This window comes from Luteitalea sp. (assembly GCA_009377605.1).
Classification (GTDB): Bacteria; Acidobacteriota; Vicinamibacteria; order Vicinamibacterales; family Vicinamibacteraceae; genus WHTT01.
On record WHTT01000077.1, the window covers coordinates 1 to 20,705 of the forward strand.

General features: G+C 64.2%; 19 protein-coding genes and 1 tRNA gene. 3 read left to right on the plus strand and 17 right to left on the minus strand.

The genetic code is table 11. The features are described 5' to 3' along the window. Positions 1–250: hypothetical protein (locus GEV06_21470; GenBank protein ID MPZ20457.1), on the minus strand; the 250-nt coding region annotated here is incomplete at its 3' end. A gap of 283 nt (positions 251–533) precedes the next feature. Between GEV06_21470 and GEV06_21475 the strand changes: the two genes are divergently transcribed. Both GEV06_21475 and GEV06_21480 read left to right on the plus strand, forming a co-directional pair. After that, a complete protein-coding gene (locus GEV06_21475) occupies positions 534–833 on the plus strand; it encodes a type II toxin-antitoxin system prevent-host-death family antitoxin (protein ID MPZ20458.1) in 300 nt (99 codons plus the stop codon). Further along, positions 830–1,222, plus strand: a complete 393-nt coding sequence (locus tag GEV06_21480; protein MPZ20459.1) for a PIN domain-containing protein — start codon at positions 830–832, stop codon at positions 1,220–1,222. Before GEV06_21475 ends, GEV06_21480 begins: the two co-directional genes overlap by 4 nt. A 14-nt stretch (positions 1,223–1,236) precedes the next feature. On the opposite strand, the gene GEV06_21485 is transcribed toward GEV06_21480, so the two are convergent. From GEV06_21485 to GEV06_21520, 8 genes are all read right to left on the minus strand, one after another. Beyond that, a complete protein-coding gene (locus GEV06_21485; GenBank protein MPZ20460.1) occupies positions 1,237–4,062 on the minus strand; it encodes a DUF1349 domain-containing protein in 2,826 nt (941 codons plus the stop codon). Positions 4,063–4,268: 206 nt separating this feature from the next. After that, a complete protein-coding gene (locus GEV06_21490; GenBank protein MPZ20461.1) occupies positions 4,269–5,318 on the minus strand; it encodes an NAD-dependent epimerase/dehydratase family protein in 1,050 nt (349 codons plus the stop codon). A gap of 162 nt (positions 5,319–5,480) precedes the next feature. After that, positions 5,481–7,385 carry an oligoendopeptidase F gene (gene pepF, locus GEV06_21495; GenBank protein MPZ20462.1) on the minus strand — a complete coding sequence of 635 codons (1,905 nt, stop codon included), beginning with the start codon at positions 7,383–7,385 and terminating at the stop codon, positions 5,481–5,483. Between the two features lie 91 nt (positions 7,386–7,476). Continuing rightward, on the minus strand, positions 7,477–8,052 hold the full coding sequence (locus GEV06_21500; GenBank protein ID MPZ20463.1) for a hypothetical protein: 576 nt from the start codon (positions 8,050–8,052) through the stop codon (positions 7,477–7,479). Then, positions 8,039–9,913: a UbiD family decarboxylase gene (locus GEV06_21505; protein ID MPZ20464.1), complete on the minus strand. Its 1,875-nt coding sequence runs from the start codon at positions 9,911–9,913 to the stop codon at positions 8,039–8,041. Before GEV06_21505 ends, GEV06_21500 begins: the two co-directional genes overlap by 14 nt. 237 nt (positions 9,914–10,150) lie before the next feature. Further along, positions 10,151–10,780: a sigma-70 family RNA polymerase sigma factor gene (locus tag GEV06_21510; protein ID MPZ20465.1), complete on the minus strand. Its 630-nt coding sequence runs from the start codon at positions 10,778–10,780 to the stop codon at positions 10,151–10,153. Positions 10,781–10,920: 140 nt separating this feature from the next. After that, the gene (locus GEV06_21515; protein ID MPZ20466.1) at positions 10,921–11,427 is read right to left on the minus strand and encodes a GNAT family N-acetyltransferase; all 507 of its coding nucleotides are present in this window, start codon (positions 11,425–11,427) and stop codon (positions 10,921–10,923) included. Continuing rightward, a complete protein-coding gene (locus tag GEV06_21520; protein ID MPZ20467.1) occupies positions 11,411–11,641 on the minus strand; it encodes a hypothetical protein in 231 nt (76 codons plus the stop codon). The genes GEV06_21515 and GEV06_21520 overlap by 17 nt, the downstream gene beginning before the upstream one ends. On the opposite strand from GEV06_21520, the gene apaG reads away from it, so the two are divergent. Then, positions 11,610–11,999 carry a Co2+/Mg2+ efflux protein ApaG gene (gene apaG, locus GEV06_21525; GenBank protein MPZ20468.1) on the plus strand — a complete coding sequence of 130 codons (390 nt, stop codon included), beginning with the start codon at positions 11,610–11,612 and terminating at the stop codon, positions 11,997–11,999. The two genes, GEV06_21520 and apaG, sit on opposite strands and share 32 nt — an antisense overlap. 248 nt (positions 12,000–12,247) lie before the next feature. Here apaG and GEV06_21530 read toward each other — a convergent pair whose 3' ends face one another. From GEV06_21530 to GEV06_21565, 8 genes are all read right to left on the minus strand, one after another. Continuing rightward, entirely contained in the window at positions 12,248–13,954 is a 1,707-nt protein-coding gene (locus GEV06_21530; protein MPZ20469.1) for an NAD+ synthase, read from the minus strand. Continuing rightward, positions 13,951–14,688: a tetratricopeptide repeat protein gene (locus GEV06_21535; GenBank protein MPZ20470.1), complete on the minus strand. Its 738-nt coding sequence runs from the start codon at positions 14,686–14,688 to the stop codon at positions 13,951–13,953. Before GEV06_21535 ends, GEV06_21530 begins: the two co-directional genes overlap by 4 nt. A 101-nt stretch (positions 14,689–14,789) precedes the next feature. Further along, positions 14,790–14,866, minus strand: a tRNA-Arg gene (locus tag GEV06_21540). Between the two features lie 24 nt (positions 14,867–14,890). Beyond that, positions 14,891–15,430: an adenine phosphoribosyltransferase gene (locus tag GEV06_21545; protein ID MPZ20471.1), complete on the minus strand. Its 540-nt coding sequence runs from the start codon at positions 15,428–15,430 to the stop codon at positions 14,891–14,893. Positions 15,431–15,450: 20 nt separating this feature from the next. Then, entirely contained in the window at positions 15,451–15,726 is a 276-nt protein-coding gene (locus tag GEV06_21550; protein MPZ20472.1) for an acylphosphatase, read from the minus strand. 10 nt (positions 15,727–15,736) lie between these two features. Further along, positions 15,737–16,564: an amidohydrolase family protein gene (locus GEV06_21555; GenBank protein ID MPZ20473.1), complete on the minus strand. Its 828-nt coding sequence runs from the start codon at positions 16,562–16,564 to the stop codon at positions 15,737–15,739. A 29-nt stretch (positions 16,565–16,593) separates the two neighbouring features. Continuing rightward, a complete protein-coding gene (locus tag GEV06_21560; GenBank protein ID MPZ20474.1) occupies positions 16,594–17,466 on the minus strand; it encodes a TIM barrel protein in 873 nt (290 codons plus the stop codon). Between the two features lie 61 nt (positions 17,467–17,527). Then, positions 17,528–20,623: a c-type cytochrome gene (locus tag GEV06_21565; GenBank protein MPZ20475.1), complete on the minus strand. Its 3,096-nt coding sequence runs from the start codon at positions 20,621–20,623 to the stop codon at positions 17,528–17,530. Positions 20,624–20,705: the final 82 nt, after the last annotated feature.

The following is a 20,705-nucleotide window of genomic DNA, read 5'->3' on the forward strand; positions in this document are numbered from 1 at the left end:
GCTCAGCGACGGTCTCGATGAGCCGTGCAACCAGAAGGGTCGCCAGCTCTCGAACCCCGCCACGGCCCAGCGCCTCCACCAGCGCCAGGGGCTGCGTGAGCGCGGTCCACACTACCACGGCAGCGACGCTCGCCAGGACGATCGCTAGACAGCCCAGCAGTGCCACCAGCCGGCTCGGCTCGATGCGCGGCGTCGGTGTCGGATCGGGCTTGGCCATCGTCGGGAGCGTGCGAACCAGCACTCCGTTCATGGGGGCAGCATAGCCACCTGAATCCCTACCTGGACGCCCTTTCCGGTGAACGGCAGTAGCCCATCGGCGAACGGCGCAGGATCAGGCTTGCCTAGCCGTAGCTCGCCGGAGGCGAGCAAAGGCTGGATTCAGGAAGCAGCCGGCCATGAGAGCGACCGATTGATCCTACCCGGATAAATGTGCTACAGCGTGCGTCATGAAGAATGACAAGCGTGTTCGTAAGTCTCGCAGGACAAGCGGCTCGTACTCCTCCTCACGCAGCCGACCCGCTCGCGGCGTTCTCATGGCACGCGAGTCGTCCAGGACTGTAGGTGTGCGGCAGTTGCGGCAGAACCTGTCGGTGTATCTCGATCGCGTAAAGCTCGGGGAGGCGCTCACGGTAACCGAGCACGGGCAGGAAGTCGCCATTCTCCGGCCGATGCCGCCAGACGATGCGACTCCCCTCGAGCGGCTCGTGGCTGAAGGGCAGGCGAGGCCTCCGAGACGACCGCTTAGCGAAGTGTTGCCGCAGATTCACCATGTCAAGCTCGATCGACCGAGCGAAGAGATACTCGACGAGCTGCGCGAAGAGCGACTGCGGTGAGGTCGGCGTACTTCGACGCGTCCGCAGTCGTCAAGCTCTGCACGCATGAGCCTGAGTCGCTCGCGGTCGTCGACTATCTGCAGGAACCTATAGAGGCGTCGACCTGCACACTGGCGATCACCGAGGCCGGGCGCGCGCTCAGACGTGGTCCTGTGCACCCCGACGAGGCTGCCTCCGCGCTGGACGGGTTCCATCTGATCGCCCTTCATTCGGCTCGCCTGCGTGAAGCGGCGACGCTCGATCCACCATCGCTTCGTCCGCTCGACGCGATTCACCTGGCCTGCGCGCTCGCGATTGGCGACGATAACCTCGACTTCGTCACCTACGACGCGCGGCTGGCCGAAGCGGCGCGGGCACACGGGTTGCGGGTCGTGCAACCGGGAAGATAGGACAGCAAAGCTCTTCAGGATCCTCTGGTCACGCTCACGTTGTCGAAGGTGGCCGTGGCGAGAGTTCCATCCGCGTGGCTCGTAAGAGCCAGACCGATGAACACCGAGCTCGGGAGCGAGATCGTGACGCTGTCGCGCAGCGTCCAGTTCGTGCCATCGCTGGAATAGTAGCCGCTCAGTGTGTTGCCAGACCTCACCAGGCGCAGCCACACCGGCATCGAGACCGTAGGCCCGGGACCGCCAGGCGCACTGCGGCCGCCGTCGCGGGTCCGGTATTTGAACGCGACGCCATGGCCGACTGAGGCCATCATCATGGCATGGCGCGACTGCCCGGTAAGCGTTGCCCGGACCATCAAGCCAGCCTTGGTCCAGTCGTGGGTGGGCGTCAAGCTGGTCACTCGCGCCACGATCTCACCGTCGCCCTCGAGCGCCTGGTAGACGTAGTGGAACTCGTCGCTCGTGCTCCAAATGTCGGTGCCCGAGCCATGAACGGTGATCGTGTCGCCCTCCTCGACAAACGATCCCGCCGCAGCCACGTTGCCGATATCTTGCCCCTGCCAGGTCTCACTGCAGTCCGGCAGCAGTGTCGCGGATGCGGCGGTTGAAAGCCCCGCCGCATCGGTAACCGTGAGGTGCACTCGATAGAAGTACGTCTCCTCGCCGCAGCCAAGCGGCGACATGACCGTCGTCGTCGAGCAGCTCGAATCGACGGGCTCGGCGTGGACGTGGTCGTTGTGATGCAGCACCGTCTGCCACGCGCAGCTCAATTGATCGGGCCCATGCTCCGCGTCGCTGATCGACGCCGTGAGATCGACGACCGAGTCGCCGGTCAATGGGTAGGTCGACTCATCGATCGGGCTCGTGATCGTCACAGTCGGTGGCGTGTTATTGACCGAGACGACCATGTCGGCTTGGTCGCTGGCATCGGCAGGATCGGTCACCGTCAGTGTGACCGCGTAGCTGGTGGCCTCAGGCGTCTCCGGATCGAACGTATGCTGCGGGTTTACCGCGTCGCTGACCGAGCCATCGCCGAAGTCCCACGCGTAGACCAGCGGATCCTGATCGGGGTCCGAAGAGCTGTCGCCGGTGAACTGGACCGTCAAGGGGCCAGGGCCGTGCGTCTTGTCCGAGTCGATTACCGCCACGGGACGGCTGTTGCTCGGAGAGTAGGTCACCTTGCGCACCGTGGCCGGCCAGACCACGTAGTACAGCCCGCCTTCCTCCGGATGGCTCGCCATCGCGACAACGGGCCCGGGACTGGCGTCGAACAGCCGCACTTCACGCGGCATACCGCTCGGGTCGAAGACGATATTGCGGATCCACGCGCCGCCATAGTCGGCGGCGAAATACGTGTTCTTGTAATCGGATGGGAAGTCGTCAGCCGTGTACCAGACCCCGGCCACGGCTGCGTTGCCGCGGAAGGGCGTGCCTTCGACGGTCCACGTCCCCTCGGTGTTCGACTGGCCAATCTGAGGATGTTCCGCCACGTTGCCGTTGTAGGTCGCCCAGCGCGCGTTCTCCTGAGTGTGATGGCTGTCGATGACCGGCCGCGTGTGGACGAAGACGTCGGCCGTCGTGATCTGTTCGGCGGCGTTGCACGGGTTTGGGAAGCTCACGGCGTCGAGCGTGTCTTGGACGATGAGGTCGCGAAAATAGAAATATTCCTGCGTGCAGCCGGTCCCGTCGAAGAGCGGGTTCGGCGCATCCATGTTTGGCGTGTCGCGGTTCCAGTAGTCGCTCTGTTCGGTCATGCCCTCGAACGCCGGCCAGCCGAAGTTCTCACCGCCATTCTTGGAGATGTGGTGATCCTCCCACGTACCGAAGCCAACATCGCCAATGTAGATGGTGCCGGGGCGCCCTTCTGCGGGATCATGAACGCCGGTGTCGGGCTCGAGCGTGATGCGGAACGGGTTGCGTAGGCCGAGTGCCCAGGCTCGCGAGCGCGCCGAGCGGGGCTGGGCAGCATCGTAGAACGGATTGGAGCTGATGCCGTCGCCCGTTGCGGGATCGATACGAAGGATCTTGCCGTTCAGCGAGCTGAGGAGCTGCGATCGGTAGGCACCGATATTTTCCTTCTCCGTGATGATCCCGTCGGCCAGAGCCTGGGTGTAGTAAGTCTCGCTGGCGTTACCCGTATCCACCGAGGCATAACTTGCGCCGTCGCCGGCGGAGGCGAGCAGCGTGCCGTCGTCACCAAAGAGGAGCGTGCCGGTGCCGTGAGACTGATGCAGAATGGCAATGCCGGTCGCGATGGTCTCGCCGAGCAGGACCTTGCGGCTGTCCGCATCAACGGCCGTCGCATGGCTGAAATCACTCTCACCGGCCGGCTTCAGGGCCGTGTAGCGTGTGATGCGACCGATGGTCGCGTTGAAGTACTCGTCCGTCGCGGGATTGTAATCGTCATCGCAGACCGGCCGTCCCACACCGGAGGCGGGCGCGCCGCAGTGCAGCAGATGGTGGCGGTCGACGACGTACATCACATAGATGTAGCCGTTCTCGGGGAAGTTGGGATGGAGCGCGAGGCCGAGCAGCCCGAAGTCGCGCCAGCCGCCCACCTCTTCGGAGATGTCGAGAAACGGCGTCGTGACCGGCGCGTGACCCTCCTCGACGATCCACACGCGGCCGGCGCGCTCCCAGACGAACATCCGGCCGTGAGATGAGAAGGTCAGCCCGACCACTTGGTTCCAGCTCCCGCCGTCGGGGCGCGCGATGTTTTGTTGGCTGAATCCGGTCGGCGGTGCGGCCGACAGCGGGGCCGTCGATACGAGACCGGCGAGCAGTAGGGCTCCGCCCGCGCTCCACGTCCACGACATGTTGGCTGCCACGATCGTTCGACGCATGCTTCGTCCTCGGGATCTGATTCCTACCGGCACCTGGCGGCGCTTTGGCCGCGCCGCCGGTCCGGGTCCGTGGATTCACATGTGTTGCCAATCGCTGGCACTCGTAGCCGCGCACCGTCAGGCCTAGTAAGGCCCCTACTCCGAGTGGCTAAAGGTTGGCGTACGACTGACTAAAGACCTGCACATGACTGACTACTGGAGTGGAGTTATGGACTCGAAGGCCGCCCTAGCCTGTTTCCTGAGACCTGACCCCTGATGGTGGGAATCAGGTATTCGTCGAAGGCGCGCTCGAACGAGAACTGAGGGGCGAAACCCCAATCACGCCGCGCGGCGCCATCGTCGACAGCCGCCGGCCAGGTGTCGATGATGCGCTGGCGCTTCTCGTCCACGCTGTAGGCGATGCGGGCGCCGGGAAAGGCACGGGTGACGACCTCGCGGATCTCGTCGGCCGAGGGGTTGAACGCTGCCACATTGTATGTCGTCTGTGTGAGCGAGCCGCGCGGCATTTTGGCCAACGTGAGGAGGGCGCTCACGGCATCCGGCATGACCATGAATGGGATCCGCGCGTCCGGACGGACGAAGCAGTCGTACGGCTCACCGCGCGCCGCCGCATGAATCATCTCCGGCGCGTAGTCCGATGTCCCCCCTGACGGAAGCGTCGTCGCCGAGATGAGCCCGGGGAACCGCACGGCGCGGAAGTCCACGCGTCCCGTGTACGGCTCCGCCGTGAGCTGCTTGTAGTGATGTGCGTAGTAGCGGCCCAGCTGTTCACAGTAGAGCTTGTTGCAGCCGTACATCGTCGTGGGCTGCGTGAATTGATCCTCGCGCACCGGACCGGCCACCGCACGCGTCTCGAGATCGGGCAGGCCGTATGCCGCGATCGAGGAAGGATACACAACGGTCACCGGACGGCCGTGCGACTCGCCTTCCTTCTGGGCGAACTCCAACAGGAGCAACGTGCCCTCGACGTTTACTCGATGAGCCGCCAACGGAGTGAACTCCGCCCGCGTCGAGAGGAGCGCGGCGAGGTGGAACACCAGGTCGACCTCGAACTCAGCGAGGATGCGTTCCAGGAGCGCCGTATCGAGGACCGAGCCGGTGAACTCGCGCTGCACGAGCGGCGCCAGCGTCGTATCGAGGCGGGTGAGATCCAGCGTGACGATACGCCGGTCGGCTTCGGCGGCGAGCTGGGTGATCAGCCCATGGCCAATCTCGCCGTTGGCCCCCGTGATGAGCACGACTGGCTTGCGGATCATGCTTAGGACTCGTCTGGGAATAGCTATGCCATTCTGGCCGCCGATGCATCCCGCCTGGCTGCGTTGCTCGTCGCTTACATACGCCCGGTATGCGCGCTCCTCGCGCCTTGCCAGCCGGGCGCCTCGACGCCCAGAATGGCATAGTTATTCCCAGACGAGCCCTTATCCGCGCCCATCCGTGGGGGCTGCTGCCGGTGAGCCAAGCGCCGCGAGCTCGGCCTCGAGCTGACCGACGAGCGTGTCGAGCTGTTCGACGACGGCCAAGACAGGCTCCGGACGCGAAAGATCCACACCAGCGCGAGCCAGGAGCGTCATGGGGTGATCGCTCCCACCCGAGGCGAGGAGCCCGAGGTAACGTGCGATGGCATCACGGCGCACGCCCTCGTCTCCAGCGCGCAAGTCGCGCAGCAGGTGCGCGCTCGACGCATAGCACGTCGCGTACTGATAGACATAGTAGGGCGCGGCGAAGAAGTGCGGAATCCGCGCCCACGTGATGCGCACCAGATCGTCGTAGTCGAGCGAGTCTGCGTGATAGGTGCGAAGGAGGTCGAAGTAGATCTCGCTGAGCACCTCCGCGGTAATCGGCTGGCCGCGCTCGACACGGTGGTGAACCTGCAGCTCGAAGTCGGCGAACATCACCTGCGTGTAGAAAGTGCCAACGATTCCATCGATGGCATGCTGCAGCAGGACGGCACGCTCGACCGGCTCGGTGGAACGCTGCAGCATGTGGTCGAGCAACAGGGCTTCGCTCAGTGTCGAGGGCACCTCAGCGACGAAAATCGTGTAATCGGCATAAATGAACGGCTGATGCTCGTGCGTCAGCACGGTGTGCATCGAATGCCCCATCTCGTGGGCGAGCGTGAACGCGGCGTCCAGCGTATCGTTGTAGTTCATCAACACGTACGGGTGCACGCCGTATACGGACGCCGAGTAGGCGCCACTCCGCTTGCCTTGGTTCTCGTAGACGTCGATCCAGCGGCTCTCGAAGCCCTCGCGGAGCCGTCGCTGGTAATCGGGCCCGAGCGGGGCGACGGACTCGACGATGGAGCCGATGACGTCGCGATATCGGTAACGCTCGTTGAACTCGACGAGCGGGATGGCACCATCGTAGGTGTGATACGTCTCGAGAGCCAACGCGCGACGTCGGAGCCGTTCGTAGCGCTGCAGCGGTCCGACGTTCGATCGCGTCGTGGCGACGAGGTTCTCGTACACGGACACCGGAATGTTGTTCGTGTGAAGCGCCGCTTCGAGCATGCTCGCGTACCCGCGCGCCTGCGCGAAGAACCAGTCGCGCTGGAGGACGCCGTTGTACAGCGCCGCGTAGGTGTTGCGCGTGGCTTCGAACGTCTGATGGTGCGCCTTGAACGCGGCCGCACGGTCGGCTTGCACGCGGTTGGTCGCCAAGACGGCGCGGTAGCGCGCGTAGGTCGTCGTGATCTCTTCGCCGCTGCTGAGCCGGATCGTGGGAAAGCGCACGTCCGCCGTGGAGAGCGCCTGATACGTCTCATCCGGCGCGTTGCCGAATTGACTGGCGAACGAGAGCAGGCGCTCGCCGCGCGCGTCCAGCACATGGTCCTGTTGTCGATAGAGATCTTCGACGAAGAACCGGTAGACGGCGAGCGCCGGATTCTGCTCCGTCCACGCATGGATACGGTCCAAGCCGATCTCGAGCAGCTCCGGATTGAACCACGAGGTGGCTTGCCTCCAGGCGGCGAAAAGGATCTGCACCTGCTGCCGGCGGGCGCCTATCGTGTTATCGCGCTGGTCCTCGTCGTGCGCGAGCGACGCATAGTACCAGACCTTGTACGACAACTGGCCCATCGCGTCGCTCTCTTGGAGCGCTGCCAGCAGGCGCTCGGGGCTCTGCGCGAGCGTGCCGCGCAGCGCCTCGTATGTCTTGATGCGAGCTTCCAGGTCGGCGTAGTCGGCCTCCCACGCTGCCCAGTCTGGATAGATATGAGACAGGTCCCAACGGTCGGGTTCTGGTACTTCGGCGCGCGCCGGCGCCGCCGCAGGGGCTGCTGTGAGCACGGCTTCGGGTGAATAGTCAAGTGTGAAATGACGCATACGAGAGAAGCTCCAGCGATTGCGCTTGGTCGTGCCACGTCGCGAAGGCCTTCAGCCCTCGTCCGCTACGTACGGAGCGGTAGGGCGCTCCCTACCTACCGCCGCGACTGCCGAAGGCGCGTTCGAAGAGCGTCGCGATCGCCTGCCGGCCATTGTCTTGCAGCATGCGCGTGCCAGTGCCGGTGAAATGTGCCTGGGTGATCGCAGGGGCATCATCCGGCGGGCGCCGCACCCATTCACGCTGGTTCCACGTGAACCAGGCGTCTTGCGCCTGATCGAACACGTGCAACGGCTTGTTGCACAACTTCGCGAACTCGGCGCCCCACCCGGTTCCGCCCTTGACGTGGCCATCGTTCAGGATCGTGCCGACGACGAAGACCTCCTGGCCGTGGTTCACCTGGTACCAAATGCTTTGCAGGACCTTGCGAAAGGTCGGCGTGTCCGCGTAGCGCCGGTTCATCAGACGCGAGATGTACTCGAGGCTCACGTCGCCCGCCTGCAGCTCCTCGTGGGTCAGGATGCGCATCCCCCGCGTGCGGGCCACGACGTGCCCCTCGAAGCCGAAGTTCACCTCGTCCAGGCCCCATCGCTCCGCATTGGCCCCGAATTCGGCCTCCGCGCCCGGCGCTCCCCCGCTGAATAGAATGTAGTCCTCAGGAATTGTCATCCGCGACCCTCACGATTTGTGCGTCATGTCTCCCAATCGGCGGATCCAGGTGTGCTCGGCCGGCGTCGCCCATCTCGACGTCGCGTGCGGGAAAGTACTCGCGCCAACGCCGCGTGACAAGGGCGGCCGTCTCCGGGTCGCATGAGAGCTCTTCCGGAAAACCGGGCTTGAGACGCGCGTCGATCACTACTGGCGCCTTGTAGCTCACATGGTTGCGGACGACCTGCTTCCTTGCCGCCACGATGTCAGCCGCCGGCTCGAACCGCGTGAACGTCGCCCAGAGAAAGTTCACGGGGCTGGCGGCAACGCGATCCGGCTCTTCGCTGATGACAATCAGCGGCCATTCGGCAAACGCGGAGTGACGCGCGATGTGGGTGGCAAATTTGGGCTCGGCGAGACGCGTTGGCCCACCTACGACGAGGCATCCCGGACAGAACACATGCACACGCGTCACGGCAGCCGGGACCTCGGTGGAGGAAAATGCCCGAGGCAGCTCGCGCACAGGATCGCCGAGGCCAAGCCACACGCCTTTCGAGCCCTCATTGACCGACGGGCCGGTGTAGTCGAGGGTGTCCATCGATAAGTTCGCGAGCACGTACAAATCGGTCTCCGGCCGCGTCCTGGCGAGCAGGTGCGTCAGCGTCGCACGGAAGTCACGCAGGTCAACGTCACGATCCGTGACCAGGAGAAACTTCGTGAGGGCCAACTGCCCCTCGCCGAGGATCCGGAATGCGCTCACCATCGCCTCTCGTTTGTAGCGCTCCCGTACTATTGCAGCCGCCAGCGAGTGGTATCCCGTCTCGCCGTACGACCACAAGGCTCGAACACCCGGCATCACGAGGGGAAACAGTGGCGAAAGCAGTTCCTGGAGCAGATCGCCAATGTAGAAGTCTTCTTGCTTTGGCTTCCCGACAACAGTCGCCGGATAGATGGCATCGCGTCGATGCGCCATCTTCGTCACGCGAAATACTGGATAGTCGTGACGCAAGGAATAGTAGCCGTAGTGGTCGCCAAACGGCCCCTCCGGGTGTCGCTCTCCCGAACGGACCTCACCTTGCAGAGCGAACTCAGCGTTCGCGACGAGCGTGTGCGGCCCGCGCCCCTCGATGACGTCCAGTCGCTCACCCGCGACGAGCGACGCCAGTAGCAGCTCTGGCACGTTCTCAGGGAGAGGGGCAATGGCCGACAGGATGAGCGCGGGAGGACCACCGAGAAAGACCGTCACCGGCAGCGCTTCTCCTCGCGCTTCCGCGAGGGCATAGTGAAATCCTCCGCCCTTGCCGATCTGCCAGTGCATGCCCGTTGTCTGCGGGTCGTAGACGTGCAGTCGATAGATGCCGAGGTTGTGGCCGTGTCGAGCGTCCTGCCCTGAGCTCTGTCGAGGAGGCGCCTCGGTGTACACGAGCGGCAGCGTGATGAACGGCCCGCCGTCACCGGGCCAGCAGGTCAGCACCGGGAGCGCGTCGAGCCTCACGTCCGTGGTCTCGACCTCGGTGACCGGGCCCCGGGCACGGCGACGCAAACCAACTCGGCCGAGAGAACGGAGGACGTCACGCGCTTCCCAGACCTTCGCCACCGATGGAGGCAAGAATGTCTCGGCCAGCTCCGCGAGCCGCCGAATGAGCGCTTCCGGCCGATCGCCGAACGCAAGCGCCGCCCGGCGTGACGTGCCAAAGAGGTTCGTGACGAGGGGGAACGCCGTGCCCCGCACGTTACGAAACAGGAGGGCTGGACCCCCAGCCGCGATGACGCGCCGATGGATCTCGGCGATCTCCAGCCGCGCGTCGACCGGCGCGTCGATCACCACGAGGTCGTCGTCTTGCCGAAGGCGGTCGATGAAGGTGCGGAGGTCGGAGTACATCAGGGATCAAGGGATCAAGGGGCCAAGGGATCAAGGGGCCAAGGGATCAAGGGATCAAGGGGCCAACGGTTGTGTGGCAGGGTTCGCTCTCAGGTTGGGGCCGAGCACGCCAACAGCGCAAACGAGAACCATCGGGAGAGGATTGTGAACCCGGCAGACATGGCGCCGCCAGCCCTAAGCGGCTCGCTCGGCAACCCCTAGATCCCTAGATCCCTTGGACCCCTTGACCCCTTCCGTCTATTCAAGCGCCTCCATCTCTGCTGCCAGCTTGATCAAGGCCCTGGCGACGGCCATGCGAGCGGCGTCGGCGCTGTTCTTGCCCAGCCCCTGGGCGACCTCGGCGTACGCGAGGCCGAGCTCCACACGCAGCACGACCGCCTGCCGGTCCTCGTCTCTGAGCCTGCCCAGCGCCTGCTCGTAGCGCTCCAGGGCCTCCTGCCCGATGGCCTCCTCGAGCGGTGACACGCCCTGGTCTTCGTGGTCGTGGGTGTCGAGCTCCTGGGACAACGGGCGCCGTTGGGCTTTCCGCACCTCATCGCGGATACGATTGACGACCGCCTGACGAAGATACGCATGAAGGGCGCCGTCGTGCCGGAACTCGAATTGGTCGAGCCGCCGGAAGGCATGGACCATCGTCTCCTGGACGACATCCTCGGTTTCTAGGAGATCGCGCGCGAACCGGGGCAGCCGGCCGCGTGCCCAGCGCCGGAGCGGAGGAAGATAACGTTGGAACAAGGCGTCGACAGCCGACCGATCGCCGGCTCGAAACCTTGCCAAGAGATCAACCGTGGACTCGACTTCAGGCGCTTGTCGGGAGCCTGTGCCGGCCTTAGCCTCCCGATTGGGCCGATCCGCTCCATTCATCACGAGGAGAAACAGGACACAATCGACGCCAATGATACCCGATCTAGGGTTGCTGCAACGAGTTACTGCAGTTGCTCGGAGAGCCGGGCCGCAGGGCGCGACCGCTACCGTCGGCGCGCGCCGGCTCCTGCGCCCCGCCCCCCTCACCGCGCCGCCGTATCCAGCTGAGCGGCGCGTGCCAGTGCGGATCCCGTGAGTCGGTAGACCGTCCAACCAGTGACCGGCTCAGCACCGAGCCGGCGGTAGAATCGGATGGCCGGGGCGTTCCAGTCGAGCACCGCCCACTCGAGCCGACTGCACCCACGTTGTATCCCGATTTGGGCCACGCGGCCTAGCAGAGCTTGCCCAATCCCCTGGCTCCGTGCTTCCGGAGCGACGAACAGGTCTTCGAGGTACAGCGCCCGCTGCCCCAGAAACGTCGAAAATGTCTGAAAAAAGAAGGCATAACCGACCGGTTTACCCTCGGCCTCTGCCACGAGGGCCTCGGTTGCAGGATGTGGTCCAGACAAGGCCTCTCGCACCCCTTCCTCGGTTGCCGTCACATACCGTTCGAGCCGCTCGTATGTGGCGAGGGCCCGGATGAAGGCGAGAATCAGCGGGGCGTCATCCGGCGTTGCCGGTCGAATCACGGGGCTAGAGGTTCGGGTCATGGTCGTCGCCTGCCGGCCGCTCGAATCCCGCGCAGCGCGTGACGGGCAACGCAGGGTAGCGGGCGAAGGATGGATCGGTCCTCGAGCGTTCGCAGAGGAGGAACGTCGAGCCGCGCGCAGACTTGATGGCCCGTGCGAACCGGCACCGGCTACAGAGGCCCGCGGAGGTAGAATGGGCGCCTATGTCGCGTTCGGTAGCGGTGACTCGGGGCATTCGGATTGTGGTACGGGCGGAATACTCGTCGGAGCACTCCGCTCCGCAGTTGAGTCGCTGGTTCTTTCTGTACACGATCACGATTCGCAACGAAAGCGACGTGACGGTACAGTTGATCAGCCGCCACTGGATTATCAAGGACGCCGACGGTGAGATCCAGGAAGTGCGCGGCCTTGGCGTGGTCGGCCTCCAACCCGTCATCGAGCCCGGTGAAGAGTTCGAGTATACGTCTGCTTGTCCCCTCGTAACCCCCCTCGGTTCCATGGAGGGCACCTATCAAATGGTCACGCCGACCGGCGAGCGGTTCGACACGGCCATTGCCAAGTTCAAACTGCAGGGGCCCTATACCGTGCATTAGCGCCACCGTGGCAGGGCGCGTCGGGTGATGGGGTGACAAGGTGAGGGGGTGACAGGGTGAGGGGGTGACAGGGTGAACGGGTGGCCTGAGTGCTCGAGGCACTCATCGAGCGAAAGTGAAAGGGTCGCCCGATTTCGCCCCGTATTCTCGAATCACCCAGTCACCTTGTCACCCCTCACCCAGTCACCCCCTCACCCTGTCACCCCTTCACCCTGTCACCCCTTCACCCTGTCACCCTGTCACCCCCTTCACCCTGTCACCCCCTCACCCTGACGTGCACACTCCCAATCTGCGCGCGCAATCGGCATGCGCCAGCCGCTGCCAAAGGCGCGATCGGTGACCTTGAGTCCTGGCGCCGCCTGCTTGCGCTTGAACTCGGCAAGGCGCACCAGTCGCAGAACCTGGCGTACCGTTTCTTCGTCGAAGCCTTCGGCGACCAGTCGGTCGAGCGACGCATGATCCTCGATGTGACGCTCGAGGATGCGGTCCAGCACATCGTACGGCGGCAAGCTATCCTGATCGGTCTGGTTCGGCCGCAGCTCGGCCGACGGCGCCTTCGTGAGAATGGCAGTTGGGATGACCTCTTGCTCCCGATTCAACCATCGCGCGGCGCGATACACCATGGTTTTGGGAACATCGGCGATGACCGCGAGACCGCCCGACATGTCGCCGTACAGCGTGCAGTAGCCGACCGCCAGCTCCGACTTGTTCCCCGTGGTCAGCAGCAGCGCCCGGAACTTGTTGGCGAGCGACATCAGGAGGTTGCCGCGGATGCGGGCCTGGACGTTCTCCTCCGTCACATCGGCTGGCCGCCCCGCGAAGGCCTCATGCAATGCGAGGTCATACGACTCCATCAGCGTGCCGATGGGAATCTCCACCGTGCGCAGACCGAGTCGAACCGCGAGCGCTTGCGCATCGTCCAGACTGCCTCGGCTCGAGTATGGCGATGGCATGAGGACGCCCAATACATGGTCGCGACCTAGCGCGCGGGCCGCAATCGCTGCCGTGAGGGCAGAGTCGATGCCGCCCGAGAGCCCAATCACGGCATCCGTGAAGGAGCACTTACGAGCGTAATCGCGCGTGCCCAGAGCGAGCGCCTCGAACAGCTCTTCCTCGCCATGCACATCGTCGTCCGGCGATCTAGGCGCACACTCGTCACCTGGAGCGACAGGCAGTGCGAACGCCATCTCGGTGTCCAGATCGACCAGGACGATGTCTTCGGCAAACGCGGCCCCGCGGGCGATGAGATGGCCGTCGGCGCCAAACACCATGCTCCGCCCGTCGAAGATGAGATCGTCGTTGCCGCCCACCTGATTCACGTAGAGGAGCACCATGCGGTGCTTCCTGGCGAGGCTCGAGAGCATCGCCTCCCGCAGCTGCTGTTTTCCCGAGGCGAACGGCGAAGCGGACAGGTTGATCAAGACGTGCGCGCCCTGTCCGGAGGCTTCTTCGATGGGGTCACGATGATAGCGCTGTATGCGCCAGAAGTCGCGGTCGTTCCAGACGTCCTCGCAGATGCTCACGGCGAGACGCGTCCCGTTACGCACCAGCGACTCCACACCGCGGCCAGGCTCGAAATACCGGTCTTCGTCGAAGACGTCGTAGGTCGGGAGCAGCGATTTCGTGAAGGTCAGGGCCACTCGCCTCCGTTCAATCAGCGCGGCCGTGTTGAAGAGTGGCCGTCCGATGGCGGCGGGGTTCGGCTGTGGCAGACCCACGAGCACAGGGGGTGCCGCGCTGAGCGCGTCGGCCAACAGCTCGAGCTGCTCACCGGCGCACCGCACGAAGCCGGGCTGCAGGAGCAAGTCGCGTGCAGGGTAACCCGTGAGTGACATCTCCGACGTCACGCACAGGTCCGCCTGGGAGCCGACCCGCTCGACTGCTGCGCGAATGCGGGCGGCATTGCCCACGAGATCGCCCACGATCGGGTTGAGCTGCAGGAGGGCAATCCTCATAGCGCTGTCTTGAGCGCTTCGACACGTGTCGTGGCGTCGCTCACATAGAGCGACTCTGGGAACTCGCTGACGATGCGGTTGTAGGCGCGTATCGCCTCATCGCGCTTGCCCGCCTCTTGGTATGCCTGCGCGAGGTGCATGAGCAGGCCATCTGCCGGGAGGTCGGCATCCGCGTTGGCCAGGAGGCTACGAAACCCTGTGATGGCGGCGTCGTAGCGCTTCGCGCGCAGGTCGACGGTTGCGAGTCCGAGCCGCGCCATGCGTCCCCACAACCCGTCAGCATCACGATCGATGACCCCCTGATACTGTTGACGCGCTTCGTCGAGCTTCGCCGTCTCGGCGAGGGCGGTCGCCGCGTAGTAGCGTGCCGCAATACCGCTCGACGTGGCCGGATACGTCTCGGCCGCGTGCAGGAGCTTGGAGACCGATGCCGCGGCCCGCGCTTGACTCGAGGAGAACGTTTCCTGGCCCTCCGGAGGCGGATTGGTCAACAATTGCGCAGGCGTGACCACCGGCGCCGTGGCGACAACCATGCCGTCTGCCAGTAAGGCCCCTGCGTGTCGCTCCACGTACGATCGCCACGCGAGGTAGCCGCCGACGGCCACGATCGCCACGACAGCTATCGCCATCGTCCAACCGACGGCTCCCCAGTAGCTTGCCATACGGCCCTGGAGCCAAGTGACGGCTGCCGCGACTTCGTTTTGGCGGAGATGACGTCGCTCTGATTGCTTCATGCGGGGATATGTTCCTGCGGCCCGCCTTCGCTAAAGCTACGGCGGGCAAGCCCTTGTGGCTTGCCAACCGAAGCTCGCTCACAAGACAGGCGAGCGAAGGTTGGTGAGCGTGGCCGGAGTCGAACCGGCGACCTGCCGCTTAGGAGGCGGCCGCTCTATCCTACTGAGCTACACGCTCGCTCAACCCGTGATTATAGCGCGGCTATTCCTCATACTGTAGCACGGACATGACCGGCTCGCCTTCGAGCTTCGACCGCCCACGGAGGGCAAGCAGCTCGATCAAGAACGCCACACCGTGCACCGTCCCGCCCAGTCCGCGCACGAGATCCACCGTGGCCCGCGCCGTGCCGCCGGTCGCCAGCAAATCATCCACGATCAGTACGCGGTGGGTGCCACCAAGCGCGTCCTGGTGCATCTCGAGACTATCGGTCCCGTATTCGAGGTCGTAGGAGACGCGGACCGTCTTAGCAGGGAGCTTTCCCACCTTACGCACCGGCACGAAGCCCGCGCCGAGCCGATCCGCCACGGCGGCGCCGAGGATGAACCCGCGGCTCTCGATGCCCACCACGAGGTCGATATCGCTGGTCGTGTACGGCGCGGCGAGCGCATCGATCGCCAGCCTCAAGCCATCCCGATCTCGGAGCAGCGTCGTGATGTCATAGAAGAGAATCCCCGGCTTCGGAAAGTCAGGGATGTGCCGGATCTTGCTCTTGAGGGTGTCGGTTGTCGTTGCGGTGTTCATGCGTCTCCTGTGCGAGTGTGCTAGCCACGAATCCGAAATCCCGTCACGCGTCCGGTGGCCGGTTGCGTTTCCGTCAGAACGTCGTCCACACGCGCGCCTGGCGGGCCTTGCCAAATCGAACGCTCGAAGCGGGCGACTGCCTCTGCCTCACCCTCGACCGAGATCTCAACCCGACCGTCGGGCAGGTTCCGCGCCTGACCCGAGAGCCCTTCGCGAGCGGCGGCATCCTCGGTGAAGAACCGGAATCCCACGCCTTGTACCCGCCCCGACACCAGATAACGATAGGCGACGACCATCGCAGTCATCTTATAGCCGATACCATCGGACTGCATTCCGATGGAAGAAGGCAGCGCGTGCGTCTGTCGACAACGATTCGACGAGCCGATCGACCACATCGAGCCAGTCGCGGTAGGTGGTCCGCAGCAGACAGACGGGCCAGTCGGACCCGAACATCACCCGGCCAGCGCCAAACGTGCCCCACACGATTTGAAAGTAGGGCCTCAGCAGCTCGAGGTCCCAGGTTGGCTCGCGTACCTCGGTCACCACGCCAGAGAATTTGCAGGCGACATGGGGTCGCGCGGCCAGAGATTCAATGCGAGCAACCCAGCTCGCGTCTGGAGCGCCGCGGCGAATCACCGGTTTACCGATGTGGTCGAGCACGAAGCGCTGCTCCGGATGCTGGTCGACGAAGCGAATCGCCCCTTCGAGCTGATCTTCGTAGACGAGCAGGTCGTATGCGAGGCGGCGTCGGGTGACTTCACGCAATCCGCGATTGAAGTCGTCATCGGTGAAGAACGCTTCGTCTGGCAGCCCCTGCGTGACCTCGCGCACGCCCTTGAAGCGCGGATTGGCCAGGAACCGGTCCAGGATTTCTCCGACCCTGTCGTTCTTGAGGGGCGCCCAGCCGACGACGCCACGCACCTGCGGCATGATGCGGGCCTGTTCCAGGAGAAAGTCGGTCTCGGCGATCGAGCTGCGCGCTTGCACGGAGATCGCACCGTCGACACCGGTATCTCGCAGCGTCGCCTCCAGCGCGGCGGGTAGGTAATCCCGCCGAAGCACACGCATGCTCTGGTCAATCCACGGGTACTCAGCGGGGTCGAATCGCCAGAAATGATGATGCGAATCGATGATAGTCCCCACGCGCTGCGCTCGCCTGCCCGTCACCGCTCACGGCGGTTGACATCGTGGTGGCTCGTGCCCGCGCGTTGCTTGAGGAAGAGGACTCCGTCGAAGGCAATGGCCTCGGGCGTGGCGGCCAGGTCGCGCCAAATCGCGGGCGCCGCCGAGAGCTCGCCGATCGAGAACCCGAAGCTCTCGATGGTGAGCCAGCCGTCGTATTGCACGGCGTGGAGAGCGTCGAACACGCCGCTCCAATCGACGTGCCCGCTGCCCGGCGTTCCCCGGTCGTTCTCACAGGTGTGCACGTGCTTCAGGTGAGGCCCGGCCGACAGGCAGGCCGCGCCGACGTTCTTCTCTTCGATGTTGGCGTGGAACGTATCGAAAAGGATGCCGACGCTCGGATGGCCGATCGCGTCGCACAACGCGGAGGCGTCAGCGGTGGTGTTGAGGAAGTACGTCTCGAAGCGGTTCAACGGCTCTATCGCGATCTGCACACCGTATTGAGCGAGCATGGGGCCAAGGGCTTGGTAGCAATCGACCGCGGCGCTCCACTCGTCCGCCGTTCGCCGCCGGCCGGGCAGATAGCCAACCGGTGAGTACAGCGGTCCCGCGATCAGGGTGGCTCCCGCCTCTGCGGCCCTCTTGATGCATTCCTCCAAATGCGTTCGTGTCGCTCGGCGTACCGCAGCGTCCTCCGAGATGATGCTGAGACCGCTCCCCAGAACGGCGCAGATGGTGCACTCCAACGCGTTCTGCTCCAGCGCGCGCCGGACCTCTGCCGCCGGGAACCCCGCGGCTCGAAACATTGGAAGCTCCACCCCGTCGAAGCCGCGGTCCTTGATGACTGGTAGCAAGTCGAGCGTCGACTGATCGATACCCGCGGACCAGATGAATGTATTCACGCCAAACTTCATGGTTCAACCTTTCTCGCTACCGCCAGTCGTTGTACGAACGATTACGAACGAAGAGAGTTGACTAATTCTTCAGGCTCAAGAGATAGGTGAGCAGCGCATTGAACTGGTCCTGCGACAGCACCTCGCCGAACTGATCAGGCATGACGCTGTAGGGAGCAGCGCGCTGCTCCGCGATGTTGGCCTTGGCGACGGAGAATTCCTTCCCTGCGCCATCGGCGAAGACTATCGACGCTCCCTCGTCTCTACGAAACAGCCCTGACAGCACCTTCTTGTCCTTGGTCGTAATGGTGTACGTCCTGAACGCCTCGGAGACGTTCCGGTTGGGATCCAGGATCTTCTCGGCGAGCGCGGTTGCTCCCCAGTTGCCGATGCCCGTGAGTTGAGGCCCGATCGACCCACCCTTGCCGTTCACCTGATGACAAGGAGCGCAGTTCTGATCAAAGACCTTCTCACCTGCTCCAGCCAACGTAGCCGACTCGGGAGAGGAGCCGTTGCCTTCCTCGTCCGGTCCGTTCGATAGTCGAAAGCCTTCCAGCCGCTCCCAGACGAGGCTCTCTTTGTCGTCGCTGACGGGCGAGACGTTGGCAGTCAGCGCCTCGTATTCGCGCTCTTCGGCCTGTGAGCTATTGGCGAGGATGCGCTCGGCCGTCTGAGGCTCGAGCAGAACGCGAGCGAAGATGGCGCCCTCCCTCACCTTCCTGAATAGGAGGCTTCTACCTTCCGGCGTATTCGCGAGCGCTCGAACGATGTCCCCTTGCAGCGTAGGCGGAACGTTCTCAACCGCTGCGAGGATGGGGGCTGCAACAGTGCCTGGCATCTCGCCCAATGACGTGGCGATGCCTCTCTTGACCTCGAGGGGCTCCGACTCGTCCTGCAAGATGCTCGTGATCGTCCCCGTGTGCTTGCCGGAATCGATGTGCAGTAGCGCTTGTGCTGCCGCCAGCCTCACGTTGTTGTCCGTAGCCGTCTCCAGACAGGCGTCGATTGTCGGCTCGACCGAGGTGAGTTTGTACTGTCCCGCCAGCTCGAGAGCGTCGATTTCGCGCGCCAGCGTGTCTGGTGGAGCTTGCTGTCCTGGTCCACACGCGACGGGGTTGTCCAAGAGCGCGCGGGCGAGCCTTGCTCCCCATGTCGCTAGTGCCGGCGGGTCGGTACCGCCTCGTTGGCCGATCCCCTGCCGTATAGCCTTCAAGGCCGCGAGCTCAGCAGGTAGATCATTAGCGGCACGCTCGGTGGCAACGCCGATCAAGTCGTCCATCCGAGGCTCGGGAATGAACCTGGCAGCGTGCTGCAACAATCGCGGTAGCTGCTCGTCTGGCGCGGCGGCGGCATTGTTGAGGTGTGCCAGGAGGAACGTGGCAGCCCCCGGCGTGTCCACACCGGTCATGACGTCGACGAGAGCAGCTGCATCCGCGTCGCTCCACTCGATCGCGCGCGCTTCGATGATGACGGAATCTTCTCTCAACAGGTTGCGAAGACAAAGACGTGCCGTGTAAACCAGATGGCTGTCATATGTGGGAGCACGCTGGCGCTGGTGCAGGACCGTGCGAAGCGTGCGAAGGTCAGGATACTGCACGAGTGTTTCCAGCGCTGCCCGTCGAACATGTGGGCTCTCGTCGTCGAGTGCCTCGAGTATCACGGGGTAGAACGCGCGGCTCGGCTCCGACTGCTCCAGCAAGGCACGCATGGTGTGGACCCTTACGGGCTCTTCCGGATGCGTTGCCGACCGTCTCACAATCGCCTCGTCGAGGGCACCCAGTCTCTGGAGCGCCCACAGGGCGTGAACATAGGCGCGAGCGTCGAGCTTCTCGTCCTTCAACAGCGACGTCAGCGGCTCTACCGCCGGCTCACCAATACGGTCCACTAGCTGGTCGGCCGCCATCAGCCGGACCGCCAGGTTCGAGTGCCCAAGCAGCTCGATGAGCTCGCTAGCGGGAGCCGTCGCCAGGGCGGGTCGCTCGTCGTGCGCTTCACCCTCGTAGGTGATTCTCCATATTCGGCCCCGCCTCTTGTCCCTGCCGGGATGGCCGAGCGGCACCTCATAGTGCCCGATAATTCGATTGTAGAAATCCGCGACGTACAGCGCGCCGTCTGGGCCGAGCTTGACGTCGACCGGCCTGAACCAGGGGTCGTCGCTGACGACGAAGTCTGGCTCTCGCGTCGCCACCGGCGTCGAGCCCTTGAACTCGAACGAATATCTGTAGATCCTCGAGGCAACGACATCGCCGACGTAGAAGTTGCGCTGATAGTCCTTCGGAAAGATCTGGTCCGCATAGTAGGCGAGACCAGCGAGCGCCGTTGCCTCTTTCCCGTGTGGACGCATCTCCGGCGCAAACCCCATCCCTTCTTCTCGGCCCCACTGCGGATAGTCACCGCCGCGAATGAGCTGGTAGAGCGGCGCGGTGTGGCAATCCGTCGAATACAGATACCCGAGCTCGTCGAACGCCAAACCGAATGGATTGATCTGGCCGTGCGTCGTATGCTCCACTCGGCTGCCATCGGGCCGGAATCGGAACGTATTCCCCGACACCATGTGGACTGAATGGGCATCCGAGCCGGCCACCGTGGATTCGTTCGTGAACCCGTGGCAGGCATGGATCCAGCCGTCGTAGCCAGCCGTGAAGTTGTTGACCATGCCGTGTGTGTCTTTGTGCTCGAAAGGGCCCAGAATCTCGGACTGCTCGTCGGCCCGGCCGTCTCCATCGGTATCCGCAAGACGGTACACGCTCGGAATGCTGTAGGCGATCGCTTCGTTGTTCTTGTAAGGCAGCACGCCTATCGGGATGTTGAGCGTGTTGGCGAAAGGGATGAAGCGGTCCGCGCTGCCGTCCGCATCCGTGTCTTCCAGGATCGTGATGCGGTCCGTGCCTTTTCCCGGTGCCGCAGCGTGCGGGTATTCCTGTGATTGCGTGACCCACAGTCTCCCGTCGGCGTCGAACGCGATGTTCATGGGTTTCCCGATGTCCGGCTCGGACGCGTAGAGCTCGATTCGGAAGCCCGCGGGCAGCGTGAAGCCTCGTTGTTGCTCCTCCGGAGAACGCGGCGCTGCGCTTCGGACATGCTCGTTGAAGGTCGGACCATCGAGCCGCGTCTCGTGGGTCGCACACGCGGCCAATAACGAGACGCAGAGGAAGCGAGCCAGCCTAGACCATCGCATGATGCTGTGAGTTGCCGCGGCATTCTAGCACGGCGCGTTCCGAGGTAGGGACGCCTCGCCGAGGCGTCCGAGCACCATTTCA

Bases quoted from the DNA above. Each gene is read 5' to 3' on its own strand.
- pepF (MPZ20462.1), bottom strand. From the start codon at position 7,385: ATGCGTCATTTCACACTTGACTATTCACCCGAAGCCGTGCTCACAGCA.
- GEV06_21535 (MPZ20470.1), bottom strand. From the start codon at position 14,688: ATGAAGCAATCAGAGCGACGTCATCTCCGCCAAAACGAAGTCGCGGCA.
- GEV06_21475 (MPZ20458.1), top strand. From the start codon at position 534: ATGGCACGCGAGTCGTCCAGGACTGTAGGTGTGCGGCAGTTGCGGCAG.
- GEV06_21545 (MPZ20471.1), bottom strand. From the start codon at position 15,430: ATGAACACCGCAACGACAACCGACACCCTCAAGAGCAAGATCCGGCAC.
- GEV06_21530 (MPZ20469.1), bottom strand. From the start codon at position 13,954: ATGAGGATTGCCCTCCTGCAGCTCAACCCGATCGTGGGCGATCTCGTG.
- GEV06_21560 (MPZ20474.1), bottom strand. From the start codon at position 17,466: ATGAAGTTTGGCGTGAATACATTCATCTGGTCCGCGGGTATCGATCAG.
- GEV06_21490 (MPZ20461.1), bottom strand. From the start codon at position 5,318: ATGATCCGCAAGCCAGTCGTGCTCATCACGGGGGCCAACGGCGAGATT.
- GEV06_21550 (MPZ20472.1), bottom strand. From the start codon at position 15,726: ATGGTCGTCGCCTATCGTTATCTGGTGTCGGGGCGGGTACAAGGCGTG.
- GEV06_21505 (MPZ20464.1), bottom strand. From the start codon at position 9,913: ATGTACTCCGACCTCCGCACCTTCATCGACCGCCTTCGGCAAGACGAC.
- GEV06_21485 (MPZ20460.1), bottom strand. From the start codon at position 4,062: ATGCGTCGAACGATCGTGGCAGCCAACATGTCGTGGACGTGGAGCGCG.
- GEV06_21520 (MPZ20467.1), bottom strand. From the start codon at position 11,641: ATGCCCCGAGTCACCGCTACCGAACGCGACATAGGCGCCCATTCTACC.
- GEV06_21565 (MPZ20475.1), bottom strand. From the start codon at position 20,623: ATGCGATGGTCTAGGCTGGCTCGCTTCCTCTGCGTCTCGTTATTGGCC.
- GEV06_21515 (MPZ20466.1), bottom strand. From the start codon at position 11,427: ATGACCCGAACCTCTAGCCCCGTGATTCGACCGGCAACGCCGGATGAC.
- GEV06_21500 (MPZ20463.1), bottom strand. From the start codon at position 8,052: ATGACAATTCCTGAGGACTACATTCTATTCAGCGGGGGAGCGCCGGGC.
- apaG (MPZ20468.1), top strand. From the start codon at position 11,610: ATGTCGCGTTCGGTAGCGGTGACTCGGGGCATTCGGATTGTGGTACGG.